This is a genomic window from Psychrobacter sp. TAE2020 (genome assembly GCF_018919485.1).
Classification (GTDB): Bacteria; Pseudomonadota; Gammaproteobacteria; order Pseudomonadales; family Moraxellaceae; genus Psychrobacter.
The window spans coordinates 918,662-931,435 of the sequence record NZ_JAHLMU010000001.1; the positions used below are offsets into that span (position 1 = coordinate 918,662).

Sequence of the window (12,774 nt, forward strand, 5' to 3'; positions counted from 1 at the left end):
AATTGGCTTAAATAACAAAACAGATAGGCAAAACGTTTACTAAATCGGCAGCTCATTAGGAATAGACGCTAGGATGCCCTTTAAGATATCTAGACCTTGTTGCAAAGTCTCAGGCTCAATGGTTAATGGCGGCAGTAGACGAATAATATGGCGGTATTTGCCACTCGGCATCAACAGCAAACCCTGCTTACGACCTTCCGCTAAGATATAAGCCATAACGCTCGGATGCGTGCCGTGAGAGGGATGGCGTAGCTCGATGCCGCGCATAGCGCCGATACCGGTTAGACCGTATAGCCAAGGGGTCAGACCCTCTTCTTGCCACTGCTCAATCGTTGCTGCAATAGTCTGTTGATAGTGTTTGGCCGAGTCCCAAACGGCGTCCTCCATCATAATATCGAGGGTCGCATTGGCAGCCGCACAGGCGACAGGATTGCCCGAATAAGTGCCGCCCAAGCTGCCTTTGGGTAGGTCGTTCATCACGCTACCTTTGCCAATCACCGCGCCCAATGGCATACCACCGGCAATACTTTTGCCCAATAGGATCATATCGGGCTCGATCCCTAAATGACTGAAGGCAAAGGGGGTACCGGTACGGCCAAAGCCCGATTGAATCTCATCCATAATCAGCAAGATGCCGTTATCATCACAGAATTTACGCAGGTACTGAGCAAATGCTGGCGACATTAATTGAAAACCACCCTCGCCTTGCACCGGCTCCATGATGACAGCACCAATGTTATGAATATCGGTTTCGACTTCGAATAGGCGCAGCAAAGCGTCAATGGCCTGCTGGTCACTGATGTCATTGTCGGGGCTTGGGAATGGAATATGGTAGACGCTGCCAGCAAGAGGGCCAAGACCGCGTTTATAGGGAGCCACTTTACCATTCAAGTTGACGGCAGCAAGGGTACGGCCATGAAAACCACCATCAAAGGCAATGACACCGACCCGGCCGGTCTTCATACGCGCGACTTTAATAGCGTTTTCAGTCGCTTCGGCACCGCAGTTGGTCAGCATGCCCGCCAGCTCGCCTTCAATGGGGATCAAATCGCAGAGTCTGGGCATGAGGGTTTGATAGGGGACGTGTCCGGCGGCATTATAAGCGTAGTGGATGAGATTTTGTGACTGCTCGACGATAGCCTCAACGATGTGCGGGTGGCAGTGGCCAAAGTTTAATACCCCGATACCACCGACGAAATCAATATAGCACTTGCCGTCGGTATCCCAAACGTGCGCATTTTTGCCTTTGCTAAGGGTTACTGGATGCACCATGGTGAATGCACCGGTAACGTTATATAACGGTTCCATGAACGTCTCTCGTCTTCCTTGAGTTAGACCCTCATTTCAACAAAACCATAGGGTTTGGGCAAACGAATAATAGTTGGGCAGGCCTGCCTTTTTTTCATTGTTGGACTCACGTTTTGGTTATGATCGCCAAAACACAACCGCTATAGCATGCTGTAGAAACCGTTCTACCTTGGCTCTGTGGCAACTTGCTATAGTCCTTTTTAAACCCCTTCTAGCCCTGTTATAAAAATCTTCACTCGTGGCTAACACTGTTAAAAGTAATACCCAGTGAGCTGGCCAATTCAATCTGACTTTGGCTTGAGGTCTGCAAATAGTTAGCTATCCAGGCTTGCATCACTTTGGTTTTATGCGAATTGCCCAGCGATAGTGGGAACGACATATAGTAAGCGCCTCTACCCTTCGCCGCATAACTCCACGCGGTAACCAATTGACCCGATTGTAGCTCCGGTGCTACTAGACGTAGCGGCACTAAAGCTACTCCATAACCGCTTAAAGCTGCTGAAATACAAGCATGAAAGGTATCAAAACGTGGCCCTACAAAAGTCCCATCCAAGCTAATAAGCTGCTGCTTAAAGTACTCATACCAAGCGCTCGGTCGTGAGCTCAGTTGTAGCAAGACATGGCTACCTAACTGCAGCGGCTGTAACGGTTGGCCCTGCAAATAATCCGGGTGGCAAACCGCCACACAGTACTCATCAAATAATTTGATAGTCTCCATTCCCGACCAAGTCCCCTCCCCATATAAGAACGCAATATCGATATCGTGCTCTTCAGAGAAAAACGGCCCCACCTGCTCTTTGATCTCCAACCTAATCAAAGGATTAACCTGACTAAACCCTTGTAGCGCCGGAATCAGCCAACGGGCACAAAAAGTCGGATGCGAGACCATTTTCAGTATTTCGACATTACTACTGTGCGACATCAACTTAGTCGTGGCCGTCTCAATATTTTTTAGAATATTGAGCACATCGATATAGTAGTCTTTGCCCGCTGGCGTCAGCGAGATACGCTGTGAAGTGCGATAAAACAAAGAAATATTAAGCATCTCTTCTAACTGCGCGACTTGCTTGCTCACGGCACTTTGCGTCATGTGCAGCTCTAAGGCGGCATTGGTAAAACTCAAATGGCGAGCTGCCGTCTCAAAGCACTGCATAGCGGTAGTTGAGGGGTATTTTCTGAAGGAGAGAGGGTTGGAAGTATCTGGTTGCATAATATATTTTTTCTTATTTTTATGACCGTAAAGGTGTAGTAGTTGCCCAAATAATAACCAATAAATGACTAATTGTTAGTTAATAATTGACCGCTGCCCTCTGTTCAAAACTCTAACATCGAGCAAATATAACTATAGATTCGGCTAATATTAACAAGAGTCTTGGCTAAGTTTCAATAAGCTTAGAAGGTTGTGTTAAACGATAAAATTACACACTCGACAAAACATAATGGATCAAGCCCTGTTGTAGGGTGTATATCGAGAGGACTATAGTGAAAAACGGTCATTAAGTTGACTAGGAGCAGAAATTTATTACGGTAATCGCTTAACTGTCAGCTATAATTAAGGTGTTTACGGACTACCTCTTTTTAAATTTTATTTTCTGCAAATAATAATACTAGTAAGTGACGTGCAGCTTACGGCACACCCTTATCAGTTAACCTGTATTACTTGATAAATATCACCTCAACAGTAACTGACTGTTCGCTACAATAACGTAAGGCTAATCATAATGACAGCAATAATTAGAGTTGCCATCGCCGGTTACGGCAACCTCGGACGCGGTACGCAAGCCGCTATTAAGCAAAATTCAGACATGCAGTTAGTCTGTGTATTTAGTCGCCGAGATCCCACTTCGGTCACCCTTATTGACACCAGCATACCCGTCTATGCCATGGATGACATTGCGCAATACAAAGATGACATAGACGTACTGATCTTATGCGGCGGCTCTAAGTCAGATTTGCCCGAGCAAGGCCCAGCATTCGCAAGTCTTTTTAATATTGTCGACAGCTTCGATACTCACGCTAAGATTCCTGAGTACTTTGCCGCTCTTGATGCCCCTGCTAAGAAAGCTGGCAAAGTAGCTATGTTGTCGGTAGGTTGGGATCCTGGACTGTTTTCTATCAACCGCTTATATGGCGAAGCTATTTTACCAGTCGGCGAGACTTATACTTTTTGGGGTAAAGGCTTAAGCCAAGGACACTCAGATGCAGTACGCCGAGTGGATGGGGTCAAGTCGGGCGTACAATATACCCTTCCCTCAGAATCTGCCATGGCTCGGGTACGCAGCGGCGAGCAGCCAACCCTAAGCACTCGCCAGAAGCACACCCGTGAATGCTATATCGTGTTAGCCGATGGCGCCGATGCTGACACGGTGCGCAATACTATAGTCACTATGCCGGATTACTTTGCTGACTATGACACCACAGTACATTTTATCGATCAGCAGACTTTTGAGTCTGAGCACGGGAAAATGCCGCACGGTGGCTTTGTCATTCGCAGTGGCATAAGCGGTATCGATAATGAGCAGAACAGCCAAGTGTTAGAGTTTTCATTAAAGCTCGGCAGTAACCCTGAGTTTACTTCCAGCGTGCTAGTGGCATACGCCCGTGCCACCTATAAGATGAATCAAGCAGGACAGTCCGGTGCAAAAACTGTGCTCGACGTAGCCCCAAGCTTATTGTCACCTAAGTCCCCTGCGCAGCTGCGACAAGAGCTGCTATAAACACTAGCTGTGAGTTAAAAACAAAAAAGCACTAAGCTAAAAAAAGCACCAAACCATTTGAAGGCTCGGTGCTTTTTTTATGGTTGCATCCTTGATCCTGCTATTTTAGCTAATACAGCACCGATCGTTAAGTTTTGGCGATAAGGTCTGCTGACTATGTTAAGACTAGTATTTGCGCCCTTAAGATATCATTAGCGTTTGTATTCAGCGTCTTGATCACAGCCTCGGCTTATAGCAAGCCATTAAAATGTCGATTTGCTAGTCGTTACTTCTTATTTCATCCTAGCAGATCGATGCCTCTATATCGAGATATCGAATCGTTGATTAATTGTTTATCAAGCCGCCATTACTATCGGTCTTTAAAGTAGGAACACGGCTGTGTATCGCATGATAAAACCCATCTTTATCTTTTGGTGATATCACTACACTACCCCCTTTATATCCTATCTCAATCCTATCTAAGGACAGTGCTGGAGCAGATAGCATGGTATTAGTAGGAGTAATATAGGTAATGTCTTTTAAGGGGATGCTCTGAGTAGAAAAACCATTCTTCACTAACAGTTCTTCATCTGACAAGCTGTAATTTATATTGAAAAATATTAATAACATTAATACCGCGCTTGGGAGGGTGAGAAGGCTAATAAACAGTACTCTTCTAATAGAGCTATAGTTATATATCCATTCCCATAAAGGCACTAGAATGAGTAATAGACTAGAACCCAATATTAAAAATGCTAACCAGAAATCAACTTTTGAGGTAAATACAGCATTTATCATAATTTGTTAGCAGAAATTCCTAAGTTAATATTTATATTCGAAAAGCTCACTTTATGTACCCCATCGAGTACACTGTCATTACTTTAAGAGCTCAACTTACTAGCGTATACAGCGTACACCCTAATATCCAGATCTTCACTAGAGAACACAAACACTAGATTAGCCTATCTACTTTAGCTATATCATCATAAAACTTAATAGCTATTCTTGGAGTTTTTAGAGTTTTTGAAGCAGTGAGTCAGTTTAAACGTTGTAATATGGACAACAAATATCAGTGCAAGTATGAGTAAAATTATTGTCAGAGCTTTTTGCGTGACTTGCTAGGGTACGATAAAAAGGATATTTAGAAAAGATAGCAGATATATAATTACAGCCTCTAAAGTATAGGCACTAAAAACATGAGTATCGAAAGCAGCACTGAAAACATGAGTACCGAAAGCGACATCGATAAGCCAATAGAAATTATCTATGAAGATGAATTTCTGGTAGCGATTAATAAAGAGGCCGGTCTGTTGGTGCATCGCAGTTGGCTGGATAAAGGCGAAACGCGATTTGCTATGCAGCTCACCCGTGATGCGGTAGGCTGCCATGTCTTTCCGGTTCATAGGTTAGACAAGCCGACTTCAGGCGTATTGTTATTTGCCAAGAGCCCAAGCGTAGCACGTAGCCTTGGTGAGACTTTTACTAATCAGCAAGTGACCAAGCAATATCTGGCCGTAGTGCGCGGCTTTATGTCAGAGCAAGGTAGCGTTGATTATGCGTTAAGCTTTAAGAGAGATGCCATTGCCGATAAGCTTGCCGATTTAGATAAACCCGCTCAAGAGGCGGTGACCCATTGGCAGAATTTGGCACAAATTGAGCTGCCCTTTGCGGTATCAAAAAAGCATGACACTAGCCGCTATAGTCTAGTACGCTTAACACCCGAGACTGGGCGCAAGCATCAACTACGTCGGCATATGCGTCATTTATTTCATCATATAGTGGGTGATACTAGTCACGGTGATGGACGGCACAATCGATTTTTTCGTACTCAATATGATTGCGCGCGTATGCTGCTACATGCCCAAACTTTGGCGCTCAGCCATCCAGTGACTGCTGAGCCCTTGCTGCTAACAGCAGGCTTAGATAGTCAATGGCTGCGTATTTTAGAAGAGTTTGATTGGGTAGAGAGTGCTGAAGGTTAAACTGTTTAGGGTTTAAGAAATTCTATACCCAAAGAACTTTTAGCAGTGCAAAAAATCTAGATAAAAGAATGTTTTTTAAGTCGGTGAGGCTGTAGCAGCACACCAAGATAATGGATCTTGCAACAGGGAAAAACCATAGACTTAATATTAATAAGTCACGGTTACATCAATAGTATCAGAATAAGTGTCAGCTACAACATTGGTGCTGCCAACTGTTGTAGCATATACAGGATAAGATATGGATGGTAGCGAACCAGTTCCTGTTCCATCCACAGTATTAGTGCCCGCAGTATTACCCCAAGGAGTATCACCATTTAAATCCTGAGTCAGCTTATAAATGATGCTAATTGCCCCACCATTTTTTGCTCCTTTTAAAACACCAACACCACCAGCACCGCCATCATTTCTTGCCAAAAGACCAATTTTATAAGGAATCCCAGTACTGCAAGCTACGAAAATGTTATTAGTTCCCTTTTTAATACTGCCATCACTAACGATACCGAGATCAATATTTGAGCTTGATCCTGCTGTTAAATTACAGGCAGCTTGAATAGTGAGTCCGACTTTAAACTCACCAGTAGTAGTCTCTGCAGTAGCATTAGAAAGGGTCACTAAGCTACCAATGGTAAATATAGTCGCGATGAATAGAGGGTTTTTAAATTGCATAGAGAAGCACCAAGAGTTAGGTTTATTATTATTTTAATCTTGTAAAATTCGCTGATTATGGCGTATTCATCTGAGATTTAATTGAGTTTTTTATTTTTAAGAATATCTTTACTGAATTTAACCACTCTTTAATATTATTAACTAATTATTGCATACTTTATGTATATATAACTACTATTATTAGCGTTTTATTTCGACTCAGAAATTTAATTTTGATTTGTTAGATTAAGCATTGAACTTGAGAGATACTACTCTCACACCCCAAGCATTAGAGTGAAGTGTGTGATTGTCATAGATATAAGCGAAGATAGAGCAAAGTACTACTCTCGCAGCGCAAGGCGACAGCTATGCTAAAGTGACCCATTTTCATAAAAACAAACGTATCTACAAGCTAGTGATGACGTGATTTGACAGTGGTTTGCAGTATTATTGATTTAAGGTTAACTTGCTGTAGGCAGTGCAACTTCTGGAATTACTGTTATTACAAGCTACTTGGTACCATTGTTGTGCTTGCAGTTTATTTTTACTGATACCTTTTCCTTGTGCATATAGCACTCCAATACGATACTGAGCATCGGCATCATCTTGATCAGCAGAGTCTTGATACCATTTCATGGCCATGTTGTAGTCTTGACTGATGCCTTCGCCCTCTTCGTACATCAGCCCTAAGTTATATTGTGCTTCAGCATTACCTTGTTACCTTGCTGGGCTAGAATTCTAGTAGCCGAAAAATCCGCTGCTACAGCTGATAGCATAAGTGACCCACATAAGATCAGCGCTTTATGGATAAGCCTTTTTCCTATTGATGCCATGGCTATTACCCTTTGTTTTCGCTTTACTTAAAACCAAACGAAAAAATCAAACCAATGAACCGCAATAGCAGTTCACTTTTTAGTCACCTTGACCCTCAGTGGATGAATTAATCACAGCCATCTTCATTACCGTTATCACAAGCCATTTGGTACCACTCTTTTGCTAGGGTGTCGCTTTGACGAATGCCTTTACCATTATCGTACAACCAGCCAAGCGCGTATTGACCATTGGCGTGGTCTTGCAAAGCGGCTCGTCGATACCAAGCAAAAGCCTTGATATAATTTTGGCTAACTCCATTGCCGTTGTTGTATAAGTTTCCGAGGCTATATTGAGCATCAGCGTCACCTTGTTCAGCGGCTTTTTGGAACCATTCAAACGCCTTGCCATAATCTTGCCTAGTACCTTCGCCAGTATCATATGAAACCGCCAAGTTATACTGCGCTTCTAACAACCCTTGCTCAGCTGATTTTTTATACCATTCGACTGCTTTTACATGGTCTTGGCGAACCTCTCTGCCTTTATCGTACTTAACCCCTAGATTATATTGAGCCACAGCCTCACCTTGTTCAGCGGCAGCCTTAGTAGTAGCAAAGTCTGAGGCTACTACTGGTGCGGTTAGTCCAAACGATAAAGCTAAAGCCATCATCGTTTGCATAGAAGTCAGTTTTAATCTGGTTATAGTCATGGCCATTCCTTATAATAAAGATGATGACAATTGAGCTTATGCATATTTTTTACAGTGCGCTCAATACTTTATAACTTATTGCTTATAGAGCGGCCATTACTGATTGCAGCCCATTTTTGTACTATCATCACAAACTTTATTAAACCATAATGCCGCTTGCGATTTGTCTTGCACTACCCCTCTGCCATAGTTGTACATAGTACCAATAACATATTCTGCCATAGGATCACCTTGTTTGGCCGCTTTTAAATACCAATTAAATGCTTGCTCATAATCTCGAGGAACACCTTGACCAGTCTCATACATCCAAGCTAGGTTATATTGCGATTCGGCCAAACCTTGAGCGGCAGATTTTTTGTACCAGCTAACAGCTTTAACATAATCTTGAGGAATACCGCTAGCGTTCTCATACATGACCCCAAGATTATTTTGAGCGTCAACTTGGCCTTGTTTGGCGGCTTTTTGATACCACTCAAACGCTTGTAGATGGTTTTTAGTCACTCCTTCGCCACTACTATACATGACCCCAAGATTATACTGGGCTTCGTCATAGCCCTGCTCTGCTGATGACTGCCACCATTGCCTAGCCTTAGCATAATCTTGCTCAACGCCTTTACCGAAGTAGGACATGCCACCGAGAACATATTGCGCCTTTGCGTCGCCTTGGTCAGCGGCTTGGGTGAGCCATTTAACAGCTCGATCGTAATCTTGTATTACCTCATCGCCTTCAAAGTAAAGGACGCCAAGTTGAAATCGAGCCTCTGGATTGCCTTGCTCAGCAAGAGATTTTATAGTGGTAAAGTCTGATGATGCGGATGCGGGCAATGTTAACCCTAACGCTAAGCTTAATAGCAACACTCTATAAATCGAGGATAGTTTAAATATAGGCATGATAAATACTCTCCCTATTAATAATAAACTGCTAATTTAATAACCTTAGCTTATGCGCAGACATGACTTGCCATTACTTAGCTTATAAAATTTTTACCTAGCTTATAAAATTCTAGCTATCAACTACTGGTTATCAACTACTATTAGGGGGAACTCAAAAGCCCTAGCTAACTTATTAAGTTTAGCTATATTTAACAGGATTAGATATTAATATTGTTTAAGATATCAATAAATTACCTAGCAATTTAAGCGGCTAAGTCGCTATATAAAATAAGGGTAACTTAGCCTGTTTTTTGCAGGGGTTATAACTACTATTAAGCCTGCTGCCAAAAACCCTCAACATTAATAGCCTCTGCCTTGATAGTCGGATAATCGGCAAAACTCAGTTGATAGCCACCAGCCGTATTAGCGCTAATCTGACAAGTGGCTCCTAATGGAAAGCTGGATTTTTGACTAATATGACCAAAACTCATGCCATTATAGATAGGTAAGCCAGTCAGCTCATGTAACTGACGAATCACTACGGCTACATCATAGCGAGGGTCATAGCTATCCTCACCTGTCCCAGTCAAAGCACCAAACACAATGGCTTGCTGACCTTTAAAGACCCCTGCTAAATACAGATCATAAAGCATGCGTTCGATACGATAGGTCTGCTCCCCAACATCCTCTAAGAATACAATGCCGCCATCGATACGGGGCAGATAAGGACTACCCGCCAGCGCCGATACTACGCTCAGATTGCCACCCCAAATAGTACCAGTGATCGTTTGGCTGCTATTATCTGCAAAAATAACTGGCAATTGCTCGCTAGTTAACGCAGCGCTGTTAACCTCAATAGTTAGCTTAGGGTTGCTCAGTGCTTGAGCAAACTGTAGACAACTGACTTGATCCGGATTAGTTTTGCCAAACTCGCTATACAGCATCGGCCCAGCAAGCGAGCTCATCTTACCTTGGGCGAGCAAAGCGCACTGAATAGCAGTCACATCACTAAAGCCTACTAAAACCGTTGCCCGCTCTGCCATAATACTACCCAGAGTCCGCCAGTCTATTGAAGGTAGGATACGCATCGCCCCATAACCACCACGTACGCCTAATAGTAGTTTGGGCGCAGCGATCGCTCCACTAGCAATATTTTGCAAATCGCTAGCACGTTGGCTATCAGTACCAGCAAAACGTAAGTATTGACGCTCAGTAATCGTTGGATTCTGTACTTTAAACCCTGCACAAGCCATACGTTGCAGCGCCAACTGATTACGCACCTCATTGGCACCGACATTAGAGCTGGCAAACAGGCGAGTCTCAATACTAGGATTTAGACACTGGCTTGGGGCGCTAGTAGCTTTGGTATTAGCCACTAATGACGGATTAGCGTCAATGCTGGCGGCTGGTAAATCATCTTTGGTTAGCTGCGCACTTTCGTGGTATGTAATATCGGTGGCTAACGATTGGGCGATGCTTTGGCTCGCTAATAAGCTGGCACTCGCCCCTACTCCTAAGCGACGTAAGAACTGCCGACGACTGAGCTCAGGCTTGAGACTAGTATTTATTAGTGAGACTAGGGGCTTAGAAGTTGTTTGCGGCATGTTATACGGCTACCTTAAAGCTTAATGATCTTAGATTAGCTACTATAAGAGGCTATCAAAACCTTATTAACCCCCAATATGGCTATCTAAGCTTAAAATCTAGATCAAAATATTTTGTGTCAATGCGTACAAGCTTATATGACAATGTTTTATGACGATGTTTTTATGAAAAGGTTACATGATGAGCTCGTATAATAACCTTGCATCTAGAAAGTTACTACAAACAGTAAGGTTGCTACCAGCGCATAACAAATTGCTAAGTAACTATATTTGGTAGCTACCAACACTCTTGCTATAGTATGCACTCACTAATAAACCAAAATAAGGAATAATGATAATGACGGACAAAAAAAAGGATGATACTAACCTTAGCAAAAATATGCTATTTAACGATAAAATAAATGCTAAAACCGAAGAGATGCAAAATAGCGTAAAAGACGAAAAGTTATTAGATGCTGATCTTGAGTATATTATTGAAGAAGAAGAAAATCTTAAAGAAAAAGTAAAAGATAGTAGCCATCTTGAGCGCTTTACTACTGATATCGTTTTGTTTGTCAGCTTAGTCAAAGATTACTATCAAGGCAACTATCGTGACATCCCTTATAAGACCATCTCAGCAATCGTTTTTGGTTTAATCTATGTAATAAACCCTATTGATATCATTCCGGACTTCATCCCAGTTATTGGTCACATTGATGATGCTCTAGTCATTGCTTTTTGTTTGAAACTAGTCGAAAAAGATCTACATAAATATCAAGCGTGGAAACAAGCACAAAAGCATGAGTCAGCCCAAACAGAAGCTTAATATAAGCCCTGAGCTATTGATAGTTTAATAGCAAGCAGCACTATAGAAAACAGTAGTACACAAATGCAAATGACCAATGCCTAATAGCCTTGGTCATTATTTTTGCTTAAAAATATCGGTCTTAGGCTTTATTGATGACTGGTTGCTTAAAGCAGGGTCTATAAAGACCGTTTTTTAAAACTTATCATCAGGCACCTCATAACGGGCTTTTTCTGGGTTTAGGCCAAATGAAAACACAAAAGTAGCAACGATGCTGTTGATAATAATAAACAATAAATCTATTTGTAGATGACCCAATATATAGCGACCCATTAGCCATGAGATAATCAGCATAATAATAAAAAACCCAGCCAAATAACCTAAAATAGTGGGATGCTTTAGATTATAAGGTTGCTCTGGCGCTGGCTGTTTACCTAATACATGAACCCTGACCGCCCAACCTGCCGCGTAAGACAAGCCACCTAAAATGACATAACTCAAAAAATTCATAGATTTTGACTCTTGTAGTACTTAATAAAATTCTGTATCAACAAGCAGTATATAAATAACCGCTCAATCTCGGACAGCCCATTACTCAAATACTGTCATTGACATTATCGATAACTAAATTAGCATGCGGATTGGCTAAAATATCGGTATTAATCTCATCACACTCCACCCGATAGATAGTATTTGCTCCTTTATAGATATATGACAAATACTCGCTATCTAGTAGCGGATCTATATTGGCATATACTGGTTTGACATGAGCTAGTACTAGAACTCGATCAGGACGAGCGATTACAGCATCGACATTATCTGGGTCTATCGAAAAGAATTTTGGAATTTCGCTACTTTTGACAATTTCTAATGGCTCAGGAGTATCCCAGACGCGCTTGGCACTAGCCGGCTCTTTCATTTGCATTACCCAAACGCCTTGCTGTTCACTGACTTTGATTTGTGCGGGCTCATCATTACTTACCGTATAGCAGCCCTCAAATATAGATAGATCTACCGCAGTTTCGACCGCTTTAGTGTCTGCAGCTGTGCTGTTGTTATCGCTACAGCCCGTCAAAAATAGTACACTACAGGCTGTGAGACTAGTCGCCAATATAGTGAGCTTGTTGCCAATAATATCTGAGCGTAAGGGCATGGCATCGTTATCCTGCATTAGGGTATTAAAAGCATTAAAGAAGGTTATTATTTTAGCAGAAATTCAATCGTTTTCTGTTTTGATATGTGCTTTATAGTTGATGATTCTATAGCTTAGGATTAGCGCTATTCACTAGCTATTTGTTATCATTGACCTTGTTTAATTTGCTACACTATAACCGATTAAAAATACTTTATAAAACTAGACTGT

Annotated in this window: 13 protein-coding genes and 1 pseudogene; 3 read left to right on the plus strand and 11 right to left on the minus strand. The window is 42.2% G+C overall.

What is annotated here, in order from left to right; all coding sequences use genetic code 11:
• Positions 1-39: 39 nt before the first annotated feature.
• Both KPY62_RS03565 and KPY62_RS03570 read right to left on the minus strand, forming a co-directional pair.
• Positions 40-1,308 (minus strand): aspartate aminotransferase family protein, encoded by a 1,269-nt coding sequence (locus KPY62_RS03565; RefSeq protein ID WP_216580847.1) that lies wholly within the window; start codon positions 1,306-1,308, stop codon positions 40-42.
• A 232-nt stretch (positions 1,309-1,540) separates the two neighbouring features.
• Positions 1,541-2,518, minus strand: coding sequence for a LysR substrate-binding domain-containing protein (locus KPY62_RS03570; RefSeq protein WP_216580848.1), 978 nt, complete (start codon positions 2,516-2,518; stop codon positions 1,541-1,543).
• A 511-nt stretch (positions 2,519-3,029) separates the two neighbouring features.
• Between KPY62_RS03570 and KPY62_RS03575 the strand changes: the two genes are divergently transcribed.
• A complete protein-coding gene (locus tag KPY62_RS03575) occupies positions 3,030-4,025 on the plus strand; it encodes a diaminopimelate dehydrogenase (RefSeq protein ID WP_216580849.1) in 996 nt (331 codons plus the stop codon).
• Between the two features lie 324 nt (positions 4,026-4,349).
• Here the strand turns inward: KPY62_RS03575 and KPY62_RS13655 are convergent, their stop codons facing one another.
• The gene (locus KPY62_RS13655) at positions 4,350-4,634 is read right to left on the minus strand and encodes a PH domain-containing protein (RefSeq protein WP_228730555.1); all 285 of its coding nucleotides are present in this window, start codon (positions 4,632-4,634) and stop codon (positions 4,350-4,352) included.
• Between the two features lie 566 nt (positions 4,635-5,200).
• On the opposite strand from KPY62_RS13655, the gene truC reads away from it, so the two are divergent.
• Positions 5,201-5,986: a tRNA pseudouridine(65) synthase TruC gene (gene truC, locus KPY62_RS03585; RefSeq protein ID WP_216580851.1), complete on the plus strand. Its 786-nt coding sequence runs from the start codon at positions 5,201-5,203 to the stop codon at positions 5,984-5,986.
• A 147-nt stretch (positions 5,987-6,133) separates the two neighbouring features.
• On the opposite strand, the gene KPY62_RS03590 is transcribed toward truC, so the two are convergent.
• The 6 genes and pseudogenes from KPY62_RS03590 to KPY62_RS03610 form a co-directional block, all read right to left on the minus strand.
• Positions 6,134-6,652, minus strand: a complete 519-nt coding sequence (locus KPY62_RS03590; RefSeq protein WP_216580852.1) for a spore coat U domain-containing protein — start codon at positions 6,650-6,652, stop codon at positions 6,134-6,136.
• Between the two features lie 426 nt (positions 6,653-7,078).
• Entirely contained in the window at positions 7,079-7,267 is a 189-nt protein-coding gene (locus KPY62_RS03595) for an SEL1-like repeat protein (RefSeq protein WP_267459616.1), read from the minus strand.
• Positions 7,244-7,327: pseudogene (locus tag KPY62_RS13875) on the minus strand (SEL1-like repeat protein); the annotation flags it as partial. The pseudogene KPY62_RS13875 and the gene KPY62_RS03595, both read right to left, overlap by 24 nt.
• Before the next feature lie 244 nt (positions 7,328-7,571).
• Positions 7,572-8,150 (minus strand): tetratricopeptide repeat protein, encoded by a 579-nt coding sequence (locus tag KPY62_RS03600; RefSeq protein WP_216580853.1) that lies wholly within the window; start codon positions 8,148-8,150, stop codon positions 7,572-7,574.
• A 96-nt stretch (positions 8,151-8,246) separates the two neighbouring features.
• Positions 8,247-9,041 carry a tetratricopeptide repeat protein gene (locus tag KPY62_RS03605; protein WP_216580854.1) on the minus strand — a complete coding sequence of 265 codons (795 nt, stop codon included), beginning with the start codon at positions 9,039-9,041 and terminating at the stop codon, positions 8,247-8,249.
• Positions 9,042-9,355: 314 nt separating this feature from the next.
• Complete coding sequence (locus KPY62_RS03610; RefSeq protein ID WP_216580855.1) at positions 9,356-10,627, minus strand: LD-carboxypeptidase; 1,272 nt, start codon at positions 10,625-10,627, stop codon at positions 9,356-9,358.
• Between the two features lie 337 nt (positions 10,628-10,964).
• Between KPY62_RS03610 and KPY62_RS03615 the strand changes: the two genes are divergently transcribed.
• Positions 10,965-11,432 (plus strand): YkvA family protein, encoded by a 468-nt coding sequence (locus tag KPY62_RS03615; RefSeq protein WP_228730556.1) that lies wholly within the window; start codon positions 10,965-10,967, stop codon positions 11,430-11,432.
• A gap of 174 nt (positions 11,433-11,606) precedes the next feature.
• On the opposite strand, the gene KPY62_RS03620 is transcribed toward KPY62_RS03615, so the two are convergent.
• Positions 11,607-11,921: a hypothetical protein gene (locus KPY62_RS03620; RefSeq protein ID WP_216580856.1), complete on the minus strand. Its 315-nt coding sequence runs from the start codon at positions 11,919-11,921 to the stop codon at positions 11,607-11,609.
• 85 nt (positions 11,922-12,006) lie between these two features.
• Positions 12,007-12,564 (minus strand): hypothetical protein, encoded by a 558-nt coding sequence (locus KPY62_RS03625; RefSeq protein WP_216580857.1) that lies wholly within the window; start codon positions 12,562-12,564, stop codon positions 12,007-12,009.
• Positions 12,565-12,774: the final 210 nt, after the last annotated feature.

Coding starts and splice junctions, on each gene's coding strand:
- KPY62_RS03565 (WP_216580847.1), bottom strand. CDS start 1,308: ATGGAACCGTTATATAACGTTACCGGTGCATTCACCATGGTGCATCCA.
- KPY62_RS03570 (WP_216580848.1), bottom strand. CDS start 2,518: ATGCAACCAGATACTTCCAACCCTCTCTCCTTCAGAAAATACCCCTCA.
- KPY62_RS03575 (WP_216580849.1), top strand. CDS start 3,030: ATGACAGCAATAATTAGAGTTGCCATCGCCGGTTACGGCAACCTCGGA.
- KPY62_RS13655 (WP_228730555.1), bottom strand. CDS start 4,634: ATGTTATTAATATTTTTCAATATAAATTACAGCTTGTCAGATGAAGAA.
- truC (WP_216580851.1), top strand. CDS start 5,201: ATGAGTATCGAAAGCAGCACTGAAAACATGAGTACCGAAAGCGACATC.
- KPY62_RS03590 (WP_216580852.1), bottom strand. CDS start 6,652: ATGCAATTTAAAAACCCTCTATTCATCGCGACTATATTTACCATTGGT.
- KPY62_RS03595 (WP_267459616.1), bottom strand. CDS start 7,267: ATGAAATGGTATCAAGACTCTGCTGATCAAGATGATGCCGATGCTCAG.
- KPY62_RS03600 (WP_216580853.1), bottom strand. CDS start 8,150: ATGACTATAACCAGATTAAAACTGACTTCTATGCAAACGATGATGGCT.
- KPY62_RS03605 (WP_216580854.1), bottom strand. CDS start 9,041: ATGCCTATATTTAAACTATCCTCGATTTATAGAGTGTTGCTATTAAGC.
- KPY62_RS03610 (WP_216580855.1), bottom strand. CDS start 10,627: ATGCCGCAAACAACTTCTAAGCCCCTAGTCTCACTAATAAATACTAGT.
- KPY62_RS03615 (WP_228730556.1), top strand. CDS start 10,965: ATGACGGACAAAAAAAAGGATGATACTAACCTTAGCAAAAATATGCTA.
- KPY62_RS03620 (WP_216580856.1), bottom strand. CDS start 11,921: ATGAATTTTTTGAGTTATGTCATTTTAGGTGGCTTGTCTTACGCGGCA.
- KPY62_RS03625 (WP_216580857.1), bottom strand. CDS start 12,564: ATGCCCTTACGCTCAGATATTATTGGCAACAAGCTCACTATATTGGCG.